This is a genomic window from Streptomyces sp. NPDC036764, from assembly GCF_055609385.1.
This window is the reverse complement of the sequence record NZ_JBVJPT010000001.1, coordinates 1386244-1410048: the sequence shown is the minus strand read 5'-3', so window position 1 is coordinate 1410048 and position 23805 is coordinate 1386244. Positions and strand designations below refer to the sequence as shown.

22 protein-coding genes are annotated in these 23805 nt (G+C 71.2%); 8 read left to right on the top strand and 14 right to left on the bottom strand.

Going from position 1 to position 23805, the window contains the following annotated elements:
- Nucleotides 1-14 precede the first annotated feature (14 nt).
- Together ACZ69Q_RS06120 and ACZ69Q_RS06115 are read left to right on the top strand one after the other, a co-directional pair.
- Nucleotides 15-476, top strand: coding sequence for a universal stress protein (locus ACZ69Q_RS06120; RefSeq protein ID WP_471037078.1), 462 nt, complete (start codon nt 15-17; stop codon nt 474-476).
- Nucleotides 477-503: 27 nt separating this feature from the next.
- Nucleotides 504-671 (top strand): hypothetical protein, encoded by a 168-nt coding sequence (locus ACZ69Q_RS06115; RefSeq protein WP_471037077.1) that lies wholly within the window; start codon nt 504-506, stop codon nt 669-671.
- Nucleotides 672-692: 21 nt separating this feature from the next.
- Here ACZ69Q_RS06115 and ACZ69Q_RS06110 read toward each other — a convergent pair whose 3' ends face one another.
- Nucleotides 693-1517, bottom strand: coding sequence for an alpha/beta fold hydrolase (locus ACZ69Q_RS06110; protein ID WP_471037075.1), 825 nt, complete (start codon nt 1515-1517; stop codon nt 693-695).
- A 57-nt stretch (nt 1518-1574) separates the two neighbouring features.
- Between ACZ69Q_RS06110 and ACZ69Q_RS06105 the strand changes: the two genes are divergently transcribed.
- Nucleotides 1575-2048, top strand: a complete 474-nt coding sequence (locus tag ACZ69Q_RS06105) for a MarR family winged helix-turn-helix transcriptional regulator (protein WP_471037073.1) — start codon at nt 1575-1577, stop codon at nt 2046-2048.
- Here the strand turns inward: ACZ69Q_RS06105 and ACZ69Q_RS06100 are convergent, their stop codons facing one another.
- Entirely contained in the window at nt 2049-3194 is a 1146-nt protein-coding gene (locus ACZ69Q_RS06100) for a CapA family protein (RefSeq protein ID WP_471037069.1), read from the bottom strand.
- A gap of 213 nt (nt 3195-3407) precedes the next feature.
- Between ACZ69Q_RS06100 and ACZ69Q_RS06095 the strand changes: the two genes are divergently transcribed.
- From ACZ69Q_RS06095 to ACZ69Q_RS06085, 3 genes are all read left to right on the top strand, one after another.
- Nucleotides 3408-3953 (top strand): sigma-70 family RNA polymerase sigma factor, encoded by a 546-nt coding sequence (locus ACZ69Q_RS06095; protein WP_030952315.1) that lies wholly within the window; start codon nt 3408-3410, stop codon nt 3951-3953.
- 146 nt (nt 3954-4099) lie between these two features.
- Entirely contained in the window at nt 4100-4615 is a 516-nt protein-coding gene (locus tag ACZ69Q_RS06090; protein ID WP_471037064.1) for a hypothetical protein, read from the top strand.
- Nucleotides 4616-4766: 151 nt separating this feature from the next.
- The gene (locus ACZ69Q_RS06085; protein ID WP_471037061.1) at nt 4767-5420 is read left to right on the top strand and encodes a zf-HC2 domain-containing protein; all 654 of its coding nucleotides are present in this window, start codon (nt 4767-4769) and stop codon (nt 5418-5420) included.
- A gap of 25 nt (nt 5421-5445) precedes the next feature.
- Here ACZ69Q_RS06085 and ACZ69Q_RS06080 read toward each other — a convergent pair whose 3' ends face one another.
- From ACZ69Q_RS06080 to ACZ69Q_RS06070, 3 genes are all read right to left on the bottom strand, one after another.
- Nucleotides 5446-6309, bottom strand: coding sequence for an Fpg/Nei family DNA glycosylase (locus ACZ69Q_RS06080; RefSeq protein ID WP_471037058.1), 864 nt, complete (start codon nt 6307-6309; stop codon nt 5446-5448).
- A gap of 53 nt (nt 6310-6362) precedes the next feature.
- Entirely contained in the window at nt 6363-8438 is a 2076-nt protein-coding gene (locus ACZ69Q_RS06075) for a SpoIIE family protein phosphatase (protein WP_471037054.1), read from the bottom strand.
- A gap of 87 nt (nt 8439-8525) precedes the next feature.
- Nucleotides 8526-9779, bottom strand: coding sequence for a DUF6777 domain-containing protein (locus tag ACZ69Q_RS06070; protein WP_471037051.1), 1254 nt, complete (start codon nt 9777-9779; stop codon nt 8526-8528).
- A 137-nt stretch (nt 9780-9916) separates the two neighbouring features.
- On the opposite strand from ACZ69Q_RS06070, the gene ACZ69Q_RS06065 reads away from it, so the two are divergent.
- Entirely contained in the window at nt 9917-11338 is a 1422-nt protein-coding gene (locus ACZ69Q_RS06065) for a lipase maturation factor family protein (RefSeq protein ID WP_471037047.1), read from the top strand.
- On the opposite strand, the gene ACZ69Q_RS06060 is transcribed toward ACZ69Q_RS06065, so the two are convergent.
- The 7 genes from ACZ69Q_RS06060 to ACZ69Q_RS06030 all read right to left on the bottom strand — a co-directional run bounded on the left by ACZ69Q_RS06060 (nt 11326) and on the right by ACZ69Q_RS06030 (nt 18916).
- Entirely contained in the window at nt 11326-12159 is an 834-nt protein-coding gene (locus tag ACZ69Q_RS06060) for an amidohydrolase family protein (protein ID WP_471037044.1), read from the bottom strand. The genes ACZ69Q_RS06065 and ACZ69Q_RS06060 overlap by 13 nt on opposite strands.
- A gap of 61 nt (nt 12160-12220) precedes the next feature.
- Complete coding sequence (locus ACZ69Q_RS06055; protein ID WP_471037041.1) at nt 12221-13192, bottom strand: aldo/keto reductase; 972 nt, start codon at nt 13190-13192, stop codon at nt 12221-12223.
- Entirely contained in the window at nt 13189-13944 is a 756-nt protein-coding gene (locus ACZ69Q_RS06050) for an SDR family NAD(P)-dependent oxidoreductase (protein ID WP_471037037.1), read from the bottom strand. Before ACZ69Q_RS06050 ends, ACZ69Q_RS06055 begins: the two co-directional genes overlap by 4 nt.
- Entirely contained in the window at nt 13941-15290 is a 1350-nt protein-coding gene (locus ACZ69Q_RS06045) for an L-fuconate dehydratase (RefSeq protein WP_471037033.1), read from the bottom strand. The genes ACZ69Q_RS06050 and ACZ69Q_RS06045 overlap by 4 nt, the downstream gene beginning before the upstream one ends.
- 38 nt (nt 15291-15328) lie before the next feature.
- A complete protein-coding gene (locus ACZ69Q_RS06040) occupies nt 15329-16354 on the bottom strand; it encodes an ABC transporter permease (protein ID WP_471037030.1) in 1026 nt (341 codons plus the stop codon).
- Entirely contained in the window at nt 16347-17849 is a 1503-nt protein-coding gene (locus ACZ69Q_RS06035; protein ID WP_471037027.1) for a sugar ABC transporter ATP-binding protein, read from the bottom strand. The genes ACZ69Q_RS06040 and ACZ69Q_RS06035 overlap by 8 nt, the downstream gene beginning before the upstream one ends.
- The gene (locus ACZ69Q_RS06030) at nt 17846-18916 is read right to left on the bottom strand and encodes a sugar ABC transporter substrate-binding protein (protein WP_471037023.1); all 1071 of its coding nucleotides are present in this window, start codon (nt 18914-18916) and stop codon (nt 17846-17848) included. Before ACZ69Q_RS06030 ends, ACZ69Q_RS06035 begins: the two co-directional genes overlap by 4 nt.
- Before the next feature lie 163 nt (nt 18917-19079).
- Between ACZ69Q_RS06030 and ACZ69Q_RS06025 the strand changes: the two genes are divergently transcribed.
- Entirely contained in the window at nt 19080-19781 is a 702-nt protein-coding gene (locus ACZ69Q_RS06025; protein ID WP_471037020.1) for a FadR/GntR family transcriptional regulator, read from the top strand.
- 70 nt (nt 19782-19851) lie between these two features.
- Here the strand turns inward: ACZ69Q_RS06025 and ACZ69Q_RS06020 are convergent, their stop codons facing one another.
- Together ACZ69Q_RS06020 and ACZ69Q_RS06015 are read right to left on the bottom strand one after the other, a co-directional pair.
- Complete coding sequence (locus tag ACZ69Q_RS06020; protein ID WP_471037017.1) at nt 19852-20667, bottom strand: N-acetylmuramoyl-L-alanine amidase; 816 nt, start codon at nt 20665-20667, stop codon at nt 19852-19854.
- A gap of 99 nt (nt 20668-20766) precedes the next feature.
- Nucleotides 20767-23781 carry an alpha-mannosidase gene (locus tag ACZ69Q_RS06015; protein WP_471037014.1) on the bottom strand — a complete coding sequence of 1005 codons (3015 nt, stop codon included), beginning with the start codon at nt 23779-23781 and terminating at the stop codon, nt 20767-20769.
- Nucleotides 23782-23805: the final 24 nt, after the last annotated feature.

The following is a 23805-nucleotide window of genomic DNA, read 5'->3' as shown; positions in this document are numbered from 1 at the left end:
GATAGCCTCCTGCCGTGACGGAACAGCACTCGCACCAGTTCGAGCGGGGCACGGACGGGCCCAAGGTCATCGTGGTCGGGGTGGACGGCTCCGACTCCTCGCTGCGCGCGGCGGCCTACGCCGGTGGCCTGGCCCGACGGCAGAACGCTCTGCTCGCCGTCGTGTACGTGCAGCCGGTGATGACGGCGGGCGCGGCGCTCGGGGCGCCGGTCGCGGACACGACCAACGAGATCGCCGAGTCCCTGATCGCCTACATCCGGGAGGCCACGGAGCGCCTCAAGGGGATATTCGACGTCCGTTGGGAGTTCCACACCTTCCAGGGCGACCCCTACAACGGCCTGGTGACGGCGGCGGACGACCTCAAGGCCGACGCCGTGGTGGTGGGCGCCTCGGAGCAGGCCGGGCACCGGATCGTGGGTTCCGTCGCGATCCGGCTGGTGAAGGCGGGGCGCTGGCCGGTGACGGTGGTGCCGTAGGGGCATGGATCCGGGTGATGACTCATCATGGCTTCTCATGACTTCGATGCGGACGCCTTCCTCCAGCGGCCGCTGACCGCGCGCATCGCGGCGAACGGACCGACGGTGCGCCCCGTCTGGTTCCGCTGGGAGGACGGCGCCTTCGAGCCGGCGTCGCTCAGCGTGCTGGACCTGAGTTACCCGGTCGCACGCTGAGCCGACAGGCGGCGGCGGGGCTCAGAGGGTTCGCAGGAAGTCGAGCAGGATCTTGTTGAAGACCTCCGGCTTCTCCAGGTTGGGGTAGTGGCCGACGCCGTCGACTACCTCGGCGCGGCCGTCGCGGACGGTGCCGGCGAGGCGCTCGGCCGCCGCGAGCATGTCGGCGGGTTCCAGGCCGCCGTTGAGCGTGAGCAGCGGCGCGGTGATCTCCGCCGCGCGGGCGAAGGTGTCCGGCACGGGCACGAACCAGTCCTTCTCGCCGGGGGTGTGCTTGGCGAGCGTGCCGCGCGCCATGTCCCGGATCAGGCGCAGGCTGTCCTGGTCGACGTCGGCGAGGGTCCGCTGCGGACCGGGCAGGACCTGCACGAAGGCGTCGAGCCAGCCGTCGATGTCCGCTGCTTCCAGGGCCTGGGCCATCTCGGCCTGGAGCCGGCGGGTCCAGGAGTCCGTGTACTGGAACTCCCCGGTCGCGGCACCGCAGGTGACGACGGCGCGGACGAGTTCCGGGTACTCCAGCACGGTGTTGGTGGCGATCAGCCCGCCCATGGACAGGCCGACGAGGACCGCGGGGCCCGCGTCGAGGTGGCGCAGCAGGGCGGCCAGGTCGTCGGCCCAGCGGAACGGCTCGCTCGCGTTGGCGGAGGAGCCGTGGCCGCGTACATCCGGGGCGATCACGCGGTGCCCGGCGGCGAGGGCCGGTATCTGGGCGTGCCAGACCCTGTGGTCGACGTAACCGGAGTGAAGGAGGACCACGAGGTCCCCGGAGCCGGTGTCGAGGTAGGCGAGGTCGCCGTCGGCTGAGGCGAAGGTGCGCAGGTCCGAAGCTTTCGTCGCTGTCGTCATGACAACCAAGGTGTCATTCTTCGAGCAATTTGGCAACCCAGGTGTCATGATGGCCCGGTGAACGACTCCCCCAAGCCCCTCTCCCCCGACGATCTCGGCCACCGGGTCAGCGAGGTGTTCGATCTGATCGGCGCGCTCTACCGGCGCGGCCTGCGCAAGCTCGAACAGGGCGAAGAGGTCGAGGGGGTGTCCGTCGGCGTGCGCTCCGTGCTGGCGCTGCTGCACAGGTACGGACCCATGACGGTGCCCCAGATGGGCCGGGTCATGACGCTGACCCGGCAGTTCGTGCAGCGCATGGTGAACGACGCGACGGCCAGGGGCTGGGTCGAGGCCACACCCAATCCCGCGCACCAGCGGTCCTCGCTGATCCGGATCACCGACGAGGGCGAGGCCGTCATCACCGCGATCCTCGCGCGCGAGCACGCCCTGAACCGGCAGGTCGGCGGCGAGCTGACCGACGGCGAGCTCCAGGCGTGCGTGCGCGTGCTGAAGGAGATGCTGAAGACCTTCGACCACGGGGACGTGGACTGACTACTCCCCCATCACCAGCCCGTCGTCGCCCGCCCCACGGCTGAGCACGACCTCGCGGATCTGGTCGCGCACGCCGCGCAGTTCGGCGCCCTTGGCGATGGCCTGGTTGAGGTTGAGCACCCGGCCGGCGTCGATGTCGAACAGTTGCGGGACGAACTCGGCCTTCGACACCTCCCAGCGACCGCCGGCCCGGGCGGGCGGATCGAAGCGGAAGCGGGCGAGGGTGGACTGGTTGCCGCGCGGGTCCTGCACGCCCTGGTGGTTGTACATCGCGCCGGCGACCTGGTCGCCCATGCCGTAGACCACCCAGGTGCCGTTCACCTTCTCGTACGCCTGCGGGACATGGGCGTGGGTGCCGAGGATCAGGTCGATGTCGGGGCGGTCGCCGGAGCGGGCGGAGGTGAGAGCGCGGGCCAGGTTCAACTGGTCCTCGTCGGGCGTGTCCTGCCATTCGGTGCCCCAGTGCATCGACACGACGACCACGTCGGCGCCCCCCTTCCGGGCGGCACGGGCATCCTCGACGATCTTCTCCCGGTCGATCAGGTTGACCGCCCAGGGCTGCCCGGGCGGCAGCGGGAAGTCGTTGACGCCGTAGGTGTACGCCAGATGCGCGACCTTGGCGCGGCCCGCGCGCAGCACGGTCACGCTGCGCGCCTCGCCCGCCGTGCGCGCCGTGCCCGCGTGCTTCACCTTCGCCTGATCGAGGGCGTTCAGCGTGCGCAGGATGCCGGCGGCGCCGTCGTCGAGGCTGTGGTTGGAGGCGGTGGAGCAGCCGTCGTAGCCGGCGGAGGCGAGGCCGCGCGCCACTTCCGGCGGTGATTTGAACAGGGGGTAGCCGGTGTAGTCGCCGTTCTCGCCGTAGACGGTCTCCATATGACACAGCGCCAGATCGGCGCGGGAGACCACGGGTCGTACGCCGGCGAACATCGGTCGGAAGTCGTACCCCTTGCCACCCGCGTCGAAGCGGGCGCGATCGATGATCGCGGTGTGCGGGAGGACGTCTCCGGAGGCGACGAGGGTGAAGCCACGGGTGCCGGCGGAGGGTGCCGGACGGCCCGAGGCCTCGCGGTTGTGGGCCTGGCAGGCGGCACCTGCGGCAAGCACGGCCATGACGGCGATGGCCACAAGCCGACTGCGTGCGATCATCAGCTCACCCCTTGCGGTCGTATATACGCACCAAAATAGGTACGAAATAGAGCACGCTCGCAAACAATCCCACCGTTTCCATTAGCCCGTCCGGCCCGACCCGGCTTGCGGAAGGGACCGTTCACCGAACCGTTCGCCGACGCGATCGACCGTCCGCCGCAGATCCCTGCGCGCTCCCTGTCCCGGAACTGCCACCTGCGATGCCATACGGCCATGACGGCCGGAACCACCCTCACGAACGGGACGACCGCCGAGCACGAGCTCGCCGCACTGCAGCGGGAGCACGGCCGGCCCCTCTTCGCGCTCCTGCTCCGGCTCTGCGACGGCGACCGGCAGCGCGCCGAGGACCTCGTGCAGGAGACGCTGGTGCGCGCCTGGCAGCATCCCGAGGCCCTGCGCGCCGACGACTTCGACTCGGTGCGGCCCTGGCTGCTGACCGTCGGGCGGCGCCTCGCGATCGACGCGCGGCGGGCGCGGCAGGCACGGCCGCCGGAGGTCGGGGACGCGATCCTGGAGAACGCGCGCGTGATCTCCGACCACGCCGAGCGGGCCGCCGAGATGCTCGACGTCCGCGAGGCTGTGAAGACACTCACTCCGGAGCACCGTGAAGTCCTGGTGCTCGTGTACTTCCAAGGGGCGAGTGTTGCGGAGGCCGCGGAAACCCTTGGTATCCCGCCCGGTACGGTGAAGTCCCGCGCGTACTACGCGCTGCGGGCCCTGCGTCGGGTGCTTCCCGGATACGCGGCCGACCTGCGGTGAAACCGAAGGCTGAGTCAAACCTCCGTAAAGCGCCTTGCTGAACACCCCGGTTGAGTAATCGGCTGTCCTCATCCGTGTTCCGGATTGGGCAAGGGCCCACGGCCCCGGGGTAGGGCAACGCACTCACCGGAGGAAGGCAGGAAGGGATGCTGCACAGAGGTCAGGAGAGCACGGACGGCACCGGTGGCGGTGAACTGGCCGTCCCCATGGCGTGGTTGTACGCCGAGTACATCGCCGACGAGCTGCTGCGCACCGGCGATCTCATGCCGCCGACGTCCTTCGAGTTCCGCGCCGGGCGCGACGCCCTGGCGCTGACCATCTTCCTGTCCGACACCGACGGCGAGCTCTCCGGCATCAGGGTGATCACCCAGCTCGAGACCTGGCTTTCGCTGACGGCCTACGACCAGCCGTGGCAGGACTGGGTGCGCGAGCGCATGGCGGGCCTCGCGGCCGAGGCGGCCGACTCCGGCGGGCCCGCGCCCGACCTGGAACTCGCCGAGGCGGCCTGGCGCTGGCTCCAGGAGACCGAGCTGCTGGCACCCGACCTGAACGCCGTGCCGGGCGGCGGTGCGCTGGTCGGAGAGGACGAGGGACCGAAGGTGTGGACACCGGCGTGGCAGCTCGGACTGCCGCTCGGGCACCTCGCCATCCACCTTTTTTAAGTTCTTTTCTCCTCGGACCAATCCTCGACGCCGACCGCTCCGAATCCCTTGGTTGCGATTCTCCAAGTGGCTTGAGTGATTCGACTGTCTGGTGCGTACCAGTGGGCGCAAGGAGTAACACACCCCACACCCAACGGCACGAGGATTCGGCATGAGGTCCCTGGAGAGGCATCGCGACGTCGCCGCGTACGCGCTCGGCGTGCTGACCGAAGCGGAGGCGTTCCGCTTCGAGGACCACCTCATGGAGTGCCCCCGCTGTGCGGCACACGTGACCGAGTTCGGGCCCGTCACCCGCCAGTTGATGTTGTACCGACGGTCCACGCCCCAGTTCGTGAGCCCCATGGCCAAGCCGGGCCCGCAGTTGCTGAACCGGCTGCTCGAAGCGGTGGCGGTGCGCCGGCGCGCCCGGCGCATGCGCACCCTGTACGCCGTGGCCGCGTCGGTGGTGATCGCGCTCGCCGCCCCCGGCATCGCGATCATGGCGGGCGGCGACGACAGATCCGTCCAGGTCGTCCAGGCGACGGACGAGCGGTCAGGGGTGTGGGCGCAGGTCACGACCGAGAACGAGATGTACGGCAGCCAGGTGGAGCTGAAGGTGAAGGACGGCGCGGGTCCGCGCCCCTGTCATCTGATCGCCATCGGCCGGGACGGCTCGCAGGAGACCGTGACGAGCTGGTCCGCGGCCCACCACGACGCCCGCGAGAACACCATGACGGGCGCGTCGGCGATGCACACCGACGAGATCGCGCGCTACGAGGTGCGCACGGCCGACGGCGAGCATCTGGTGACGCTCATGCCCCGCTAGCGCTCGCCCCCCTCGCCGGTTCCGGCTACTTGAGCAGCCGCGACATCCTCCGGTCCGCCAGCGGCTTCCCGCCCGTCTGACAGGTCGGGCAGTACTGGAGCGAGGAATCGCTGAAGGAGACCTCGCGGATGGTGTCGCCGCAGACCGGGCAGGGCTCGCCGGTGCGGCCGTGGACGCGCAGGCCGCTCTTCTTCTCCGCCTTGAGCCGGCCGGCCGCAAGTCCCCTCGAACGCTCGACCGCCTCCGTGAGGGTCGTCCGCAGCGCCTCGTACAGCCGCTGCGTCTCCTGCGGGGTCAGGGTCGCCGCCAGCTTGAACGGCGACATCCTGGCCGCGTGCAGGATCTCGTCGCTGTAGGCGTTCCCGACCCCGGCGATGAGGCTCTGGTCGCGCAGGGCGCCCTTGATCTGGCGGCGCTCGCCCTTCAGCAGTCCCGCGAACCGTGTCTCGTCGAAGTCGTCGGCGAGCGGGTCCGGGCCCAGCCGCGCCACGCCCGGGACCTCCTGCGGGTCCTGCACGACGTACACCGCGAGGCGCTTTTGCGTGCCGGCCTCCGTCAGGTCGAAGCCGGCGCCGGTCTCCAGGGCGACGCGCAGCGCGAGCGGGCCCTTGCCGGGGCGGGGCATACCGCTCGGGAGCCGGTCCTTCCACTGGAGCCAGCCCGCGCGGGCGAGGTGGGTCACCAGATGCGGGCCGCCGGCCGTCGCCAGGTCCAGGAACTTGCCGTACCGGCGCACGGCGGTGACCTCGTGGCCCTCGACGGAGGTGACCGGCGGGTCGTACGTCTTGAGGACGCTGATCGCGACGGGCAGCACCCGCACGATCTCGTGGCCGACCAGGTTCTCGGTCAGGAAGTCCTTGAGCGCTTCGACCTCGGGCAGTTCCGGCATACGTCCAGAGTGCCATCCGGCGCCGACAGTGCCGGGTGGTTCCCTCGGGTGCCTCAGGACCGCGCCGGCACCGCGAACTCGCACCACACCGCCTTGCCGCCGCCCCGGGCCTCCACGCCCCACACGTCCGTGAGCAGGTCGACCAGGAGCAGCCCACGGCCGGAGACACCCGACTCCCCTGCCTCGCGGCGGCGCGGCAGGGCGCTGGAGGAGTCCTCGACCTCGACGCGCAGCCGGCGCTCGGGGCCGGCGAGGACCCGCAGGGTCACCACGGCCGAGCCCTCGGTGTGCATCAGGGCGTTGGTGATGAGCTCGTCGGCGACCAGCTCGATCTCGTCCGCCCGGTCGGCCGCTCCCCAGGCCCGTACGGCGGCGCGGATCATGTGCCGGGCCGCGGTCAGGGCCTCGGGGTCGCCGGGCGCCACGTGCTGCTGGAGGCGGCCGCCGGCCTGCGGGGCGTCCAGGACGCGGCGGCGCAGCAGGAGCAGGGCCACGTCGTCGTCGCCGCCGCGTTCCTCGGCCACGTCGATGAGGTGGTCCGCGAGGTCGCGTACGTCCTTCGGGCCGGTGGCGATGAGCGCGGTGAGGGTCTGCATGCCGTCGTCCAGGTCGGTGCCGGGCTGTTCGACCAGGCCGTCGGTGCACAGCAGCAGGGTGTGGTCGGAGTCCAGCTCGATCGTGCTGACCGGGTATTCGAGCTGCCCGAACTCCGCGGACAGGCCGAGCGGCAGCCCGCCCTCGACGGAGATCCGACGGCAGGCGCCGCCGGGCTCGCGGATCAGCGGGTCGATATGGCCGGCCCGCACCACCTGCACGACACCGGTGGACAGGTCGGCCTCGGCGTACAGGCACGTCGCGAAACGGTCGGTGTCCAGCTCGTGCAGGAACACCGAGGCGCGGGCCATCACCGTGGCCGGGGTGTGCCCCTCGGCGGCGTAGGCGCGCAGGACGATGCGGAGCTGGCCCATCACGGCGGCGGCGTGGGTGTCGTGGCCCTGGACATCGCCGATGACGGCGCCGACCCGGCCGCCCGGCAGCGGGATCAGGTCGTACCAGTCGCCGCCGATGTCCCGGCCGAGCGAGGCGGAGCGGTAGCGGACGGCGACGTCGGCGCCGGGCACGCTGGGGATGGTCCGCGGCAGCATGGCCTGCTGGAGGCCGGAGGCGAGGTCCTTCTCCTGCTCGTAGAACATGGCCCGCTGCAGGCTCTGCGCGATGCTGCTGCCGAGGGCGACGAGCACGTTGCGGTCCTCGGGGGAGAAGCCGCGCCGGTCGCTGTAGAGGAGGCCGATGGCCCCGATGGGCCTGGCCTGTGCGATCAGCGGCATGTAGGCGGCGGAGGTGATGTGCAGGTCGGTGATGTGCGGCCACAGGATCGGGTAGCTGTCGGCGAACTCCTCCGGCGACTCGATGAACCGCGGGCTGAGGGTCCGTACGACCTCGCTCATCGGGTACTGCTCGTCTATTCGGGTGATCAGGGTCCCGGGTACGAAGCTGCCGGAGGGGCCCTCGGCGACCAGCCGGATACGGCCGGCCTCGACGAGGCCCATGACGAGGCTGGTGGCACCGAGGTGGGTCAGGCCGTGGGTGTCCTTGAGGATGTCGATGACGTCCTGGATGGTGCGGGCGTGGGCGAGGGCGGCCGTGGTGATCTGCACGACGCTGGTCTGCTGGCGCCGTGCCTCGTCCTCGGCCGCCTGCTCGCGCCGCTCCTCGCGTTCGGCGAGCTCGTCGGTGGCGTCCCGGACGATGCCGACGATGCGGCGCGGCCGGCCGGTCTCGTCGCGGCGGATGTAGCCCTGGGTGTGGGTCCAGCGCAGGGTGCCGTCACGGCAGCGGATGCGGAAGTAGGCGCCGTAGTTCTCGCTGCCGTCCTTCATGGCCTGGGAGACCAGGCCGTCCAGCCGGTAGCCCTCCGGCCGCGGCACCCTGATCGCCAGGGTCATCGGGTTGCCGTCGTACTCGTCGGGGCGCAGGTCGAAGACCTCGTGGGCCTGGGCGTCCATGTGGAACACGCCGCTGTCCAGGTCCCAGTCGAAGGTGCCCATGCGATTGAGCGCCAGGATCGGGTCCGGGTGGGCGGGCCAGTCGTCCGGGAGTGACAGGGCGCTCGCTCCCCGATCAACCATGGGCCCACCTTGCCAGGGTTTGCCGGATTCTTCGACTGGGGCGACGCGATGTCCTCGCTCGGCGCCCGGTTCTCGTCCGGGTGCCGGTCAGCCGGCGAAGACGTCGGTGGGACTGCCGAAGATGCTGTCGGTGGCGCCCGGGTCGTCGGGGATCAGCCCACCGCCGTCGGGCGCGTCCGGGCCGTCCGGGACGGCCTCGGGGCCGACCTCCTCCGAGGAGCCCGGGGAGGTCTCCGGCTCGGTACGGGAGCCGGGGGCGCTGGGCTCTTCGGGTGAGGGGCGCGTGCTGCCGGGGTCTGCCGACGAGGGCGGCGCCGTGGGGGTGGCGGTGGCCGTGGGGCAGTCGCCGGCCCGGCGGCCCGGGTCCGAGGGGGCCTTGGCCTGGGTGTCGTCCGTGGCGCCGGGGGTGACGGTGACGTCCGGGGTCACGCAGTCGGCGGGCGTCCTGTCCGGGGAGGTGGGCTCGCCGGACGGGGACGCGCTCTCGTGCGTGGGCGTGCCGCTGTCCTGTCCGGGCCGGTCGCCGGATGGGCGGTCGTGCGGGTCCCGGTGGGACGGCGTCGGTTTCGCCGGCGGTACGACATGGTCGTGGTCGTGGCCCCGATGGCCGACGGGCCGCTCGATCCAGGTGTTGTCGACGACGTCGATGATCGTGATGTCGGTGACCACCTGGGTCGCCGGTGCCACCACGACCACCCGGCCGGGCCGGTATCCGGACCACCCGCGGCCGCCGACGCCCGTCTCGCCGCGGGTGCCGACGGGCGGGGCGAGCGGGTTGCCGCAGGCGCAGCGGACGCGGGGTACTCCGTGCTGGTCGACGAGGACGGCGGTGCCCGCCTGGAGGACGGACTGGTAGCCGGTGCCCACCCCGTCGCGGAACCCGTGGTTGGTGACCCGGGTGTCAGCCCGCAGCACGACCGAGGTCAGTCCGCGCAGATAGCCCGGGATCGACGCCTGGGAAACACCCGAGGCCTGGGCGAAGACGCGGGTCCTGGCCCGGTCGGCGGCAAGGGCGTCGATCTGCCGCTGGACGTCGCAGCTTCCGGATCCGCGGGTGCCGCCGTACAGGCCGGGCGTCTCGCCGGACAGGGACCGGGGCCCGGTGAGCCCCGACCGGGCGGGCTGCGGCGTTCGGGTGAGGGGCGCGGCGGCTGCCGCGGCGGTCGCCGTGGAGTCCGTGAAGGGATCCGGGCCCCGGTCCGCCGCGGGCTGGAGGAAGACCTCGCCGCTCGATGCCGTGTTCGCGTCAATGCCGCCGGCGCAGCCGGCGAAGAGGAGCGCCGCCGAGAGCGCGCAGGCGGTGACGATGGTTCGGATGGGTGATCGGGTGGGTGTCCGCACCACGTCCTCCCGCCGGTTGTCGGGAAATTCGTCACCATTGTCTGCTTCACTCGCATGGGTTACGCAAGCGGAGAAGTGGTATACGGAGAGTCACCTGGGGCGCGTGGCGCGACAATGAGGAGAGGAGGCGTACGGCCGTGGACTGGTTCGTCGCACCGGACTACTGGACGAGCCGGCTGGTCTTCCAGCGGGCTCTGGCCGGCGTGTACCTCGTCGCGTTCCTGACGGCGGCCCTTCAGTTCCGGGCGCTGATCGGCGAGCGGGGGATGCTGCCCGTGCCGCGCTTCGTCGCGCAGGTGCGCTTCAGAGCGGCTCCGAGCCTGTTCCAACTGCACTACTCGGACCGGTTCTTCGCAAGCTGCGCCTGGTCGGGCTGCGCGGTGTCGGCGGCACTGCTGGCCGGGCTCGACTCGGTGGTGCCTCTGTGGGCTGCGATGCTGCTGTGGCTGGTCCCGTGGGCGCTGTACCTGTCGATCGTCAACGTCGGCCAGACCTGGTATTCGTTCGGCTGGGAGTCGCTGCTGCTGGAGGTCGGCTTCCTCGCCGTGCTGCTCGGCAACGACGAGGTGGCGCCGCCGGTCGTGGTGCTGTTCCTGCTGCGCTGGATCCTGTTCCGCGTCGAGTTCGGCGCGGGCCTGATCAAGATGCGCGGCGACGCCTGCTGGCGGAAGCTGACCTGCCTGGACCACCATCACGAGACCCAGCCGATGCCGGGCCCGCTGAGCTGGTTCTTCCACCATCTGCCGAAGCCGGTGCACCGCGTCGAGGTGGCCGCCAACCACTTCACCCAACTCGTCGTGCCCATCCTGCTCTTCACCCCGCAGCCGATCGCGACGGCCGCCGCCACCCTGATGATCGTCACCCAGTTGTGGCTGGTGCTGTCGGGCAACTTCTCCTGGCTGAACTGGATCACCATCGTTCTGGCCCTGTCGGCGCTGGGGCTCCCGGGCGATCAGCCGTCCGTGCCGGACGCACCGCTGTGGTACGAGGTGGTGGTCCTGGCGGTCGCCGCGCTGCTGCTGTTCCTCAGCTACCACCCGGTCGCGAACATGATCTCCCGCCGTCAGGTCATGAACCGCTCCTTCGACCCGCTCCATCTGGTCAACACCTACGGCGCGTTCGGCAGCGTCAGCAGGATCCGCTACGAGGTGGTCATCGAGGGGACGGCGGACGACGTGCCGCGCGCGGACTCGGACTGGCGGGAGTACGAGTTCAAGGGCAAGCCGGGCGATCCCCGCCGCTGGCCACGGCAGTTCGCGCCGTACCATCTGCGGCTGGACTGGCTGATGTGGTTCGCCGCACTGTCGCCCGCCTACGCCGGCCCGTGGTTCGGGGCCCTGGTGGAGCGGCTCCTGGAGAACGACCGCGACACCCTGAAGCTGCTGCGCCGCTCGCCGTTCCCACCCGACGACCCACCACGCCACATCCGCGCCCGCCTCTTCCGCTACCGGTACACGACCTGGCGGGAACTGCGGGAGACGGGCGCGTGCTGGGAACGGACGTACGTGCGCGAGTATCTGCCGCCGACCAGGCTGGCCGGGGTGGCTCAGAGGTCGTAGACGCGAGTGGCGGTCGTCTCGAAGATCTGCCGGCGGTCGGCCTCCGCGGTCAGTTCCTGTGCTGTGGCGAGGACTTGACCGTAGGTCGCCGCGAGGGTGCACACCGGCCAGTCCGAGCCGAACATCAGGCGCCGTGGGCCGAATGCCTCCAGTACCGCGTCGGCGTACGGGCGCAGGTCGGCCACCGTCCAGGCCGCCGTGTCGGCCTCGGTGACCATGCCGGAGAGTTTGCAGACGGTGTTGGGGAGTGCGGCGAGGGCACGGACGTCACGGGTCCAGGGTTCGCGGGCGCCGGAGGCGATCGGCGGCTTGCCCAAGTGGTCCAGGACGAAGGTGAGTTCGGGGAGGTCGGCGGCCGCCTTGGCGCAGACGGGGAGCTGGTGGGGCAGCACCACGAGGTCGTGGACCAGGCCCGCCTCGGCCACGGCCGCCAGACCGCGCCGTACATCCGCGCGCAGCAGCCACTCAGGGTCCGCTTCGCCCTGGACCTGGTGGCGGATGCCCTTGAGGTAGCGCCCGCCGGGCAGCTCCCGCAGCCGGGCCAGTTCATCGGCGATGTCGGGGCGCGTGAGGTCGGTCCAGCCGACGACGCCCGCGATCAGCTCGTGCTCGGCGGCGAGCGCCAGGAACTCCGGGGTCTCCTCGGGCACGGTGATCGTCTGGACGAGGACGGTACGGCCGACTCCGGCCGCCCGCGCCTCGGGGGCGAGGTCGGCGACGGTGAAGTTCCTTCGCAGAGGCCGGAGTTCGGGCCCGGTGATCCAGTCCTGGTCCCGCACCGACAGGTCCCACACGTGGTGGTGGGCGTCGACGATCGTCACGGCAGCTCCCCTACGACGGACAGCCCGGCGTCCGCGCGGACCTTGGTGTGCGGGGCTGCTCTCATGACGCTTCCTTGTCGGACAGCAGGCCGGACTCCAGCAGTTCCTGCCAGAACGCCATCGGCACCTCCGTCGCGAACTGCTCGGCACAGTCGCGGACTTCGTCGGCCGACCGGACGCCCACGAGGACGCTCGCGACGGCCGGGTGCGCGGCGCAGAAGGCGAGGGCGGCGGCCCGCAGGGTGATGCCGTGGCGGTCGGCGAGGGCCTTCATGCCCAGTGCGCGGTCCAGCAGCTTCCGCGGCGCCCGGGTGTAGTCGTACGTCGCGTCCGGTCTCGGATCCGCCAGGAGGCCGGAGTTGAACGCGCCGCCGACGACGACGGAAGTGCCGCACTCGACTGCCAGGGGAAGCAGATCATCCAGCGCGCTCTGATCCAGCAGCGTGTAGCGGCCGGCGCACAGCACCACGTCGACGTCGGTGTCGGTGACGAAGCGGGTGAGCATCTCGGTCTGGTTCATCCCCACGCCGATCGCGCCCACCACACCCTCGGAGCGCAGCTTCTCCAGCGCCGGGTAGCCCTCGCGGAAGGCCTGCTCCGCGTGGTCGTCGGGGTCGTGGAGGTAGACGACGTCGACGCGGTCGAGGCCGAGCCGCTCCAGACTGGCGTCGAGGGTGCGCCGGATGCCGTCCGCGCTGAAGTCCCAGACGCGGCGCCGGTCGGCGGGGACGGCGAAACCGTTGGCCAGGTCGTCGCCCGTCGCGTCCGCCACCGGCTCCAGACGGCGGCCGACCTTGGTCGAGATCGTGTACGCCTGACGCGGGTACTCCCGCAGCGCGCCGCCGAGGCGCCGTTCGGACAGGCCGAGGCCGTAGTGCGGGGCCGTGTCGAAGTAGCGGATGCCCGCATCCCAGGCGGCGGCCACGGCCTCGTGCGCCTGTTCGTCGCCGACCTCGCTGTAGAGGTTGCCCAGGGCGGCCCCGCCGAAGGCCAGCGGGCTGACCTCGACGTCGGTGCGACCGAGCCGGTTCACCGGCCGACCGGCCTCAGGCGCAGCCCCTGCATGCCGCCGTCGACGGCGAGGGAGGTGCCGGTGGTGGCGCCGGAGAGCGGGCTCGCCAGGTAGGCGACGGCGCCGGCGATCTCGGCCGCCGACACCAGGCGGCCGGTGGGCTGGCGGGATGCCAGCGCGGCGCGTTCGGCGGACGGGTCGGCCGCGGCGTCGAGGAGGCGGCCGACCCAGGGGGTGTCCACCGTGCCCGGATTGACGCAGTTGACGCGGATGCCCTCGCGGACGTGGTCGGCGGCCATGGCGAGGGTGAGCGAGTACACGGCGCCCTTGCTCGCGCTGTACAGCGCCCGCTGCGGCAGCCCGGCCGTGGCGGCGATGGAGCAGGTGTTGACGATCGCCGCGTGCGCGGACGCGCGCAGGTGCGGAAGGGCGGCGCGGGAGACCCGGACCATGCCGAGAACGTTGACGTCCATGACCCGGTGCCACTCGGCGTCGTCGTTGTCCTCGACGGTGCCCAGGGCACCGATGCCGGCGTTGTTGATCAGCACGTCCAGTCCGCCGAGGTCGGCCACGGCGGCCGCCACGGCCTCGCGTACGCAGGCGTCGTCGGCGATGTCGGCGCGGTAGCCGAGCAGGGGTTTGTCGACGGACGACGGGTCCAGGTCGAGGACGGCGACCTGGGCGCCGCGCGCGGCGAGGAGTTCGGCCGTGGCCCGGCCGATGCCGGAGGCGCCTCCCGTCACCAGCGCCTTGAGACCGTCGAAGTCGCTCATGCCGCGTGCCCCTTCTTCTCATCGCGGTCGGCGGCCCAGAAGGCGCCGTCCGGGAACGTGTACCGAGCGATCGACTCGGGCCGCATGGCGGCCGAGAAGCCCGGCGCGGCGGGTGCCGTGTAGTGACCTTCCCTGATCACCACCGGGTCGAGGAAGTGGTCGTGCAGATGGTCGACGTACTCGATGACCCGGTCCTCGGTGGTGCCGGTGACCGCCACGTAGTCGAACATCGACAGGTGCTGGACGAGTTCGCACAGCCCGACGCCGCCCGCGTGCGGGCAGACCGGTACGCCGAACTTGGCGGCGAGCAGCAGGATCGCGAGGTTCTCGTTGACGCCGCCGACCCGGGCCGCGTCGATCTGGAGGACGTCGAGGGCGCCGGCCTGGAGGAGCTGCTTGAAGACGACCCGGTTCTGCACGTGCTCGCCGGTGGCCACCTTCACCGGGGCGACGGCCTCGCGGATGGCCGCGTGGCCGAGGACGTCGTCGGGGCTGGTGGGCTCCTCGATCCAGTACGGGTCGAACTCGGCGAGCGCCTTGGTCCAGCGGATCGCCTCGGCCACGTCCCAGCGCTGGTTGGCGTCGATGGCCATGCGGACATCCGGCCCCACGACCTCGCGGGCGACGCGGCAGCGCCGTACGTCGTCCTCCAGGTCGGCGCCGACCTTCAGCTTGATCTGCCGGAAGCCGTCGGCGACGGCCGCGGCCGCGAGCCGGCCGAGCTTGTCGTCGTCGTAGCCGAGCCAGCCGGCGGAGGTGGTGTAGGCGGGGTAACCGCGCTCCAGCAGGTGGGCCGTGCGCTCCGCAACGCCCTCGCGGCCCCGGCGCAGCAAGGCGAGAGCCTGCTCGGGCGTGAGCGCGTCGGTGATGTACCGGAAGTCGATCTGCCGGACGATCCACTCCGGGTCGGCGTCGGCGAGGAGCCGCCACAAGGGCTTGTGAGCCCGCTTGGCGGCCAGGTCCCACACGGCGTTCATGACCGCGCCGATCGCCATGTGCATCACGCCCTTCTCGGGGCCGAGCCAGCGCAACTGGCTGTCGCCGATCAGGTCGCGGTTGAGGATCCCCGGGTCGGCGCACAGCTCGTCGACGGGCCGGCCCACGACATGGCCGCGCAGCGCCTCGATCGCGGCCACCTGGACCTCGTTGCCCCGCCCGATGGTGAAGGTGAATCCGTGCCCCTCGTGGCCGTCCGCCGCGTCGGTGCGCAGCACGACGTACGCGGCCGAGTAGTCGGGGTCCGGATTCATCGCGTCGGAGCCGTCGAGCTCGCGCGAGGTGGGGAAGCGGATGTCATAGGTGTCGACCGCGGTTACACGGGTGGGGGTGCCGGGGGCCTGGGACACTGAAGTCCTTTCCGTCAAGGGGCGGTTGGCGGCCGTGGTCAGTCCTGGGCCCGACCCGTCGTGACACGGGCGATCATGAGGGCGATCAGGATGATTCCGCCGTAGATGGCCTGGATCCAGAACGACGGGACCTGGGCGAGGGTGAGCAGGTTCTGGACCACGCCCAGCAGGAGTACGCCGGTCAGGGCGCCGAACATGGTGCCCTTGCCGCCGTCCAGGCTGATCCCGCCGATCACCGCGGCCGCGAACACGGTGAAGATCATGTTGTTGCCCTGGTTGGCGCTGATCGCGCCGACGTAGCCGGTCTGGATGATCCCGCCGACGGCCGCGAGGGTGCCCGCGACGACGAACACGCCGAGCATCACGCGCTCGACCCGGATACCGGCCGCGCGGGCGGCGTCCGCGTTGCCGCCGATGGCGTACAGCGCGCGTCCGATGCGGTGGTACTTGAGCACGAACCCGGCGCACGCGAAGGCGGCTGCCGCGAGCCACACCGACATCGGGATGCCGATGAAGGTCGTGGTGGCCAGGGAGTAGAAGCTTTCGGGCATCCCGAACAGCGTCTTGCCCTTGGTCGCGCCGACGAGCAGTCCGCGCAGGACGATCAGCATCGCGAGCGTGACGATGAACGCGTTGAGCTTGAACTTCACGACCAGGATGCCGTTGAAGGCGCCGACGGCCGCGCCCACCAGGAGGATCGCCAGCAGGGAGAGGGCGGCGGGGAGTTCGGTGCCCCACCCGGACTGCGCGGCGGGCAGCACGAGGAGCGCCCCGACGGCGGGCGCGATGCCGACGACCGATTCGAGGGACAGGTCGAACTTGCCGGTGATCAGGACCAGCGACTCGGCCAGCACGACCATCGCGAGCGCGGCGGACGCGCCGAGGATCGAGATCAGGTTCCGCTCGGTGAGGAACGAGTCGTTGACCACCGCACCGAGCACCAGGAGCAGCAACAGCGCGGGGACCAGGGCGAGTTCGCGGGCACGGCGGAGCAGGACGGTCCTGGCGGCACGGGCGTCCGGCACCTTCACGGGCAGGGCCGGTGGGGCCTTGGTGTCAGCCATGGTGGTCCACTCCTTCGATGGAGGCGATCAGCTCGTGGTCGCGCCAGCCCGCCGGGTGCTCGGCGACGACACGGCCGTGGAACAGGACGAGGACGCGGTCGCAGCGGCGCAGGTCGTCGAGTTCGTCGGAGACGACGAGCACGGCGATGCCGTCCTCACGGGCGCTGTCCACCCGGGCCAGCAGGGACTCCTTGGACTTCACGTCGACGCCCGCGGTGGGGTTGATCAGCACGAGCAGCCGTGGGTCGGATGCCAGCGCGCGGGCCATGACGACCTTCTGCGCGTTGCCGCCGGACAGGTCGGAGACGGGCTGGTCGGGGCCCTCGGTGTGGATGTCCAGGCGTTCGATGAGGGCGGTGGCGAGGCCGCGCTTGCGTTCGGTGCCGACGAACCCGAAGCGGCCGAGCCGCTCCAGGACGCTCATGGTGGCGTTGTCGCCGATGGTCATGCCGGCGATGAGGCCCTGGTCGTGCCGGTCTCGGGGCACGCAGGCGACGCCGGCCTCGAGGGCGGCCCGCACGTCGCCGAACGGCAGCCGCTCGCCGCCGAGTCGAGCGGTTCCGCCGGTCGGGGTGTGCAGTCCCGCGAAGGACTCGGCGAGTTCCACCTTGCCGCTGCCGCTGATCCCGGCGAGCCCGACGACCTCGCCGCGGCGGACGGTGAGGTCGATGTCCTCGTACGCCGGTGAGGTGAGGCCGCGCGCTTCGAGCAGGACGGGGGCGTCGCGGTCGACGTCCTGCGGGTCCACGGCCTGTTCGGCGATGGCCTCGAGCGACTCCCCCGCCATGGCCTCCACCAGGGCCCGGCGCGGGAGTTCGGCGACCGGGGCGGTGGTGATCCAGCGGGCGTCGCGCAGGACGGTGACGGTCTGGCAGACCTCGTACACCTCCTGGAGGTGGTGCGAGATGAACAGGAACGTGACGCCGGAGTCCTGGAGCGCCCTCATGCGCGTGAACAGCCGCTCGATCTCCCGCTTGTCGAGCTGCGCGGTGGGCTCGTCGAGGATGATGAAGCGGGCGCCGAAGCTCAACGCCCGTGCGATCTCCACCATTTGACGGTCCTCGACCTTGAGGTCGGCGGTGCGGGCCTCGGGGTCGACGTGCACGTCCCAGGTGGCGAGGAGTTCGGCGGCCTCCGAGCGGAGCTTGCGCCAGCTTATGAGGCCGCGGTTGAGCGGCTGCCGGTTGATGTACAGGTTCTCGGCGACCGTCAGCTCGGGGACGACGGTGGGCTTCTGGTAGACGCAGGCCACCTTGCGGCGCCAGGCGTCGCGGTCGGCGAGCGGGGGCGCGGGCTCGCCGTCGAAGCGGACCTCGCCCTCGTCGGCGGCCTGGAGTCCGGTGAGGATGTTGACCAGGGTCGACTTGCCGGCGCCGTTGCGGCCGACGAGGGCGTGCGATTCGCCGGGCAGGACGGTGAGGCGTCCGTCGGCGAGGGCGGTGGTGGGGCCGTAGCGCTTGACGATGTCCCGCGCCTGGGCGAGTGGCGTCGTCATTTGACCGTGTTGCCCCAGAGCTTGGGGTCGTCGACGTTGTCCTTGGTGACCAGCGGGGCGGGCAACTGGTCCTCCAGGATGCCGCTGGGCAGCTTGACGATCGTCGAGTCGTGGTCGGTGGGGCCGGGCTGGAACGTCTTCCCCTCCATCGCCGCCTTGATGTAGAACATGCCGTACTTGGCGTACAGGTCGGCGGGCTGGGAGACGGTCGCGTCGATCTCGCCCTTGCGGATGGCGTCGTACTCCTGCGGGATGCCGTCGTTGGAGACGATCGTGATGTGCCCGTCCTGTCCGGCCTTCTTCAGCATTCCCTTGGACTTCAGGGTCTGCAGGGTCGGGGCGAGGTAGACGCCGCCGGCCTGCATGTAGATGCCCTTGATGTCGGGGTTGGCGTTCAGGAGGGTGTCCAGCTTGGAGGCCGCGGTGTCGGACTCCCACTTGGCCGGTATCTCCAGGACCTTGAGCTTCGGGAAGTTCTTCTTCACGCAGGCCCGGAAGGCCTCGGAGCGGTCCCGGCCGTTGACCGAGGCGAGGTCGCCCATGATCTGCACGACCTTGCCGGAGGGGATCTGCTCACCGAGGTACTGGCAGGCCTTCTCGCCGTACGCCACGTTGTCGGCGCGCACCACCATCGCGACCTTGCCCTTGTCGGGCGCCACGTCGACGGCGACGACCGGCACGCCCTTGCGCTCGGCCTGGTCGAGGCCGGCCTCGATGGCCGCGCTGTCCAGCGGGGCGACGACCAGGCCCTTCACGCTCTGGTTGAGCTGGTTGTTGATGTCGGTGATCTGCTGGGAGGGGTCGCTGTTGGAGTTGACCGTCTTGAGCGCGTCGACGCCTTCGGAGTCGGCCATCTTCGGCACGTAGTCGTTGTACGACTGCCAGAACGGCGAGGTCAGCAGGGGCAGGATCACTCCGACCTTCCCGCTGCCGCCGCCTTCGGCGCCGGCGGCGCCGGTGTCCTTGGTGCTGCCGCATCCGGCGAGCACGAGCGAGGCGCCGATGACCGCAGCCATCGCGCCGACGATCCGTGACGAGTTCTGCTTCCGCACTGCACTGCCGGGCATCTGGCGGCTCCTCGTTGAGCGTGTTCGAGCAGGTGCCGCATATTTATCAGACCACTTCCACGAAACAACACCCTCCGGGAGCAGAAAATCGCGGTTTCTCGCCATAGTGGTCCGACCACCTCGATGATTAGACTGCGCCGCACCCGGCGAGTGGAGGAATGGCGTGGACGAGACAGCCCCGCAGAAGGGCACCGTGACGCAGCGCGCCATCGAGCAGATCAAGGCGATGATCGCGCAGGGGCGGCTGGAACCCGGCCAGCGGCTGCCCACCGAGCGCGATCTGGCGGCGCAGCTCGGTATCTCCCGCAGCTCGGTGCGCGAGGCGATCCGCGCGCTGACGGTGCTGGGTGTGCTGGAGGCCCGGCACGGTTCGGGGATCTACGTCACCCAACTGGAGGCCGGCGATCTGCTGGAGACGTTCGGTGTGGTCGCCGATCTGTCCCGGGGCCCGCGGCTGGTGGAGCTGCTGGAGGTGCGCCGCATCCTGGAGTCGACGGCGACGGCCCTGGCGGCGGCGCGGATCACGCCGGACCAGTTGGCGGAGGTGGAGAAGCACCTCACCGCGATGAACGCCACGGACGACCCGGAGGAGATCCTCGCCCACGACCTGGCGTTCCACCGCGAGATCGCGGCGGCTGCCGGCAACGACACGATGGCGGCGATCCTGGAGGGCCTGTCCTCCCGCACCTTCCGCGCCCGCGTCTGGCGCGGCTACCAGGAGGAGGGTGCCTTCGAGCGCACCCGCCGCGAACACGCCGCGATCCACCGGGCCCTGGTGGCCCGCGATCCGGAGGCGGCCCGGGCCGCGGCGGCCGCCCATGTGGGCGAGGTGGAGGAGTGGCTGCGGGCGCAGCTCGGCGGCTGAGCACCGCCACGACGCACAAGGCCGTTCCCCTCACCCGCGGGGGAGGGGAACGGCCCCTGTCATGCCCGGCCTACGGCGTCACGTCGAAGCCGTGTTCCTGTCCGAGCCTCTGCAGTGAAGTGAAGCCGGGGATGCCGTTGGCGTCGTCGCCCGAGAACCCGCAGCGGCGCTGCCAGGCGGCGTACGCCTCGACGGTCGCCGCGCCGAAGTGGCCGTCCGCCAGGTTCGCGGCGAGGAGGCCCTCCGCGACGAGGGCCTGCTCCACGGTCTTCACACCGGCGTACGACACGGGTGCGCCCGCCTCGCCCGGGTCGCGCAGGGCCGCCGTGACCGTCTTCGAGACGTCGACCACCGGTCGCGGGCCGGGCTCGGGCGTCGAACCGCCGGGGCGCGGGGCACCCTTCTTCACCCAGGCGTACAGGTGCTTGCCCGGGCACTCCGTGGAGATGCCGTCCCGGTGCCCCTTGATCTCGTTGCCGGCGCCGTGGCTGCGCAGCAGCTCGATGCCGTCGCGGATCGCTCCGAGCATCGCGTCCGTCGGCTCGGTCAGCCCCTCCGAGCCGACCAGGCCCATGATCGCGTAGTGGGCACGGTTGAGGGGCTGGTCGCCGTTCGCCCCGGTGCGCCTGCCGAGTCCGCGGCCCTCCAGGAGAAAGCCGTGCGGGCAGGCGCCGTAGTTGTAGGCGATGTCCGAGTAGTTCTCCTTCTTGTTCGCCAGGTGGTCGACGCGGATCTGCTTCCACTTGGCGATGCAGAGGTCGTGGTTGTCGAGAAGGTTGACGCTCACCGGTGCGCCTTCGTAGTGGACCTTCACGCCCTTGGCCGATGCCTGGGTGGGTGCGGCGGACTTCGGCCAGCCGAGCTGAGCTCGCGTGACAAGCTTCACATGTGCCTCCGGGACGTGAGAGTGACGCCAACCTCCTTGAGTGTGGAAGCAGTTCCCGACGGCCTCGCGCCGACGCGCCGCCGTCTCCCGTCCGTGGACCTACGATCGGCGCAACCGCAGCGTGACCAGCTCGAAGGGGCGCAGCCGGAGCGCGATGCGCGCGCCGTCGCGCGACGGCGGCTCCGGCAGCGGACGTTCCAGCAGATCCGTCGCCGCGACGTCCGCGACCTCGAAGTCCGCCGTCAGTGTGGCCCGTGCCCGGCCGCCGTGGGCCTCGTGCAGGCGCACGACCACGTCCCCGCTGCCGTCGTCGGCCAGCTTCACCGCCGTGATCACGACCGCGTCCCGGTCCACCGTCACCAGCGGGGACACCTCCGCCTCGCCGGTGATCCGCCGCTCCGGCAGATTGATCCGCCAGCCTTCACGTACCGCGTCGCCGATGCCCGCGCCGGGCACGAGGGCGTGCCGGAAGCGGTGGACGCCCTGGTCGGTCTCGGGGTCCGGGAAGCGCGGGGCGCGTAGGAGGGAGACCCGGACCGTCGTGGTCGTACCGTGGTCGCCGTCGGTGCGGACCGTACGGGTCACGTCGTGGCCGTACGTGGAGTCGTTGACGACGGCGGCGCCCCAGCCCGGCTCCTCGACGTGGACGAAACGGTGGTTGCAGGCCTCGAACTTGGCGGCCTCCCAGCTCGTGTTGGTGTGGGTGGGCCGGTGGAAGTGCCCGAACTGGGTCTCCGAGGCGTACCGCTCCGCGTGGACGTCGAGCGGGAAGGCCAGCTTCAGGAACTTCTCCGTCTCGTGCCAGTCGACCTCCGTGTCGAGCAGCAGCCGCTTCTCCCCCGGCGCGAGGGACAGGCGCTGGGTGACGCGGGAGTCGCCGAAGGTCCGGGTGATCCTCACCGAGGCCCCGTCCGCACCGGGGGCGATCTCGTCCACGTCGGTCAGGTCGGTGACCGTGTGGCGGTAGAACGCGTCGACGTCCCAGGCGTCCCACATGTTCGGGAAGTCGGGGTGAAGCTGGAGCAGGCCGGCCGCGCCGCCCGGCGCGATCGTCTCGCGGTCGCCCTCGATGTCGTACGCCGACACGACCAGGCCCCGTGCGTCGATCTCGACGCGCAGCAGGCCGTTGTCGAGGACGAAGCCGCCGTCGGGGCGCGGTGCGAGGGACGTCCGGCCCTCGGTCACCGGGGGGCGTGCCCCGCCCGCCGGTACGCCTTCGCGGGTGTGCGGGGCGGAGTTGAAGACGAGCTCGGTCGTGCCCTCGCCCGCCAGGGCGCGCTGGGCCGCGTCGATGATCGCGTTCAGCTCGCCCGCGAGGCGCTCGTACGTGGCGCGGGCCTCCCGGTGCACCCACGCGATGGACGAGCCGGGCAGGATGTCGTGGAACTGGTGCAGCAGCACCGTCTTCCAGATCCGGTCCAGCTCCTCGTACGGGTAGCGGAAACCGGTGCGTACTGCGGCGGTCGCGGCCCAGAGCTCGGCCTCGCGCAGGAGGTGTTCGCTGCGGCGGTTGCCCTGCTTGGTCTTGGCCTGGCTGGTGAGGGTGGCGCGGTGCAGTTCGAGGTAGAGCTCGCCGACCCAGACGGGCGCGTCGGGGTATTCGGCCTCGGCCTTGCGGAAGAAGGCGTCCGGGGTCTCCCAGACGACGGTCGCCGAGCCCTCCAGATCGCGCAGCCGGGCCGACTTGGCGATCATCTCGCGGGTGGTGCCGCCGCCTCCGTCGCCCCAGCCGGTGGGGGCCAGGGAGTGCCGGGCCGCTCCCTTGTCCTTGAAGTTGCGGGCCGCGTGGGCGATCTCGCTGCCCTTCATGGAGCAGTTGTAGGTGTCGACGGGCGGGAAGTGCGTGAAGATCCGGGTGCCGTCGATGCCCTCCCACCGGAAGGTGTGGTGCGGGAACTTGTTGGTCTGCGACCAGGAGATCTTCTGGGTCAGCAGCCACTTGGAGCCCGCCGCCTTGATGATCTGCGGCAGTCCGGCGGCGAAGCCGAAGGTGTCGGGCAGCCAGGCCTCGTCGTTCTCGATGCCGAACTCGTCGAGGAAGAACCGCTTGCCGTGCACGAACTGCCGGGCCATCGCCTCCGAGCCGGGCATGTTGGTGTCCGACTCCACCCACATGCCGCCCGCCGGCACGAACCGGCCGTCCGCCACCGCCTTCTTCACCCGCGCCCACACCTCGGGCCGGTGCTCCTTCACCCACGCCCACTGCTGGGCCTGCGACATGGCGAAGACGAAGTCGGGCTCGTCCTCGATGAGCGCGGTCATGTTGGACGTCGTACGGGCCACCTTGCGCACCGTCTCGCGCAGCGGCCACAGCCACGCCGAGTCGATGTGCGCGTGCCCGACGGCGCTGATGCGGTGGGCGGACGGCACCGCGGGCACGGCGAGCACCTCGGCCAGTGCCTCCCGGGCCCGCGCCGCCGTGCCGTTCACGTCCTGGAGGTCGATCGCGTCGAGCGCCCGCTCCACCGCCCGCAGGACGTCCCAGCGCCGCGCCGAATCCACCGGAAGCTCGGCCATCAGCTCGCCGAGCACCTCCAGGTCGATGACGAGCTGCCAGACGTTCTCGTCGAGGACGGCGAGGTCCATGCGGGTCAGCGTGTACTGGGGGGCGCTGCCGGCGGTCTCCTTGTCGCCCAGTTGCGTGGGCAGGAAGGGGTGGTAGTCGAGGATGACGGGGTTGGAGGCCGCCTCGATGTGCAGCCGGACCTCCTCGCCGCCCTCCACGGGGGCGCCGATGCGCACCCACTGGTTGCGCGGGTTGAGGCCCTTCACCGGGGTGCCGTCGGGCCGGTAGACCAGGCCCTCGCACTGGAAGCCGGGCATGTTCTCGTCGAACCCGAGGTCCAGCAGGGCCTCGACGGTCCTCCCGGCCCACGCCTCGGGCACGGTCCCGGTGACCCGGAACCAGCTCGTGCCCCACGGAGCACCCCAGCGGGCGCCCACCTCGATCGGCTCTGCTTCGGCCGCGAGCCCCTCGGCGACGGGCACCGGCTCGCCGGGCGCGTGCCACACCGCCACGTCCAGCGGCACGGACTCGGGGTACACGGCGGGGCGGACACGCTCGTCGAGGACACGCCTCAGGCGGGCTTCGACCAGGTTGCGGTCGTCATGCATGCGGGGTGCTCCGTAGGTCGTCCG

Excerpts from the sequence above, each read along its gene's own strand:
- ACZ69Q_RS06115 (WP_471037077.1), top strand. The coding sequence starts at position 504 with ATGGCTTCTCATGACTTCGATGCGGACGCCTTCCTCCAGCGGCCGCTG.
- ACZ69Q_RS06110 (WP_471037075.1), bottom strand. The coding sequence starts at position 1,517 with ATGACGACAGCGACGAAAGCTTCGGACCTGCGCACCTTCGCCTCAGCC.
- ACZ69Q_RS06100 (WP_471037069.1), bottom strand. The coding sequence starts at position 3,194 with ATGATCGCACGCAGTCGGCTTGTGGCCATCGCCGTCATGGCCGTGCTT.
- ACZ69Q_RS06095 (WP_030952315.1), top strand. The coding sequence starts at position 3,408 with ATGACGGCCGGAACCACCCTCACGAACGGGACGACCGCCGAGCACGAG.
- ACZ69Q_RS06090 (WP_471037064.1), top strand. The coding sequence starts at position 4,100 with ATGCTGCACAGAGGTCAGGAGAGCACGGACGGCACCGGTGGCGGTGAA.
- ACZ69Q_RS06085 (WP_471037061.1), top strand. The coding sequence starts at position 4,767 with ATGAGGTCCCTGGAGAGGCATCGCGACGTCGCCGCGTACGCGCTCGGC.
- ACZ69Q_RS06080 (WP_471037058.1), bottom strand. The coding sequence starts at position 6,309 with ATGCCGGAACTGCCCGAGGTCGAAGCGCTCAAGGACTTCCTGACCGAG.
- ACZ69Q_RS06075 (WP_471037054.1), bottom strand. The coding sequence starts at position 8,438 with ATGGTTGATCGGGGAGCGAGCGCCCTGTCACTCCCGGACGACTGGCCC.
- ACZ69Q_RS06050 (WP_471037037.1), bottom strand. The coding sequence starts at position 13,944 with ATGAGCGACTTCGACGGTCTCAAGGCGCTGGTGACGGGAGGCGCCTCC.
- ACZ69Q_RS06040 (WP_471037030.1), bottom strand. The coding sequence starts at position 16,354 with ATGGCTGACACCAAGGCCCCACCGGCCCTGCCCGTGAAGGTGCCGGAC.
- ACZ69Q_RS06035 (WP_471037027.1), bottom strand. The coding sequence starts at position 17,849 with ATGACGACGCCACTCGCCCAGGCGCGGGACATCGTCAAGCGCTACGGC.
- ACZ69Q_RS06030 (WP_471037023.1), bottom strand. The coding sequence starts at position 18,916 with ATGCCCGGCAGTGCAGTGCGGAAGCAGAACTCGTCACGGATCGTCGGC.
- ACZ69Q_RS06015 (WP_471037014.1), bottom strand. The coding sequence starts at position 23,781 with ATGCATGACGACCGCAACCTGGTCGAAGCCCGCCTGAGGCGTGTCCTC.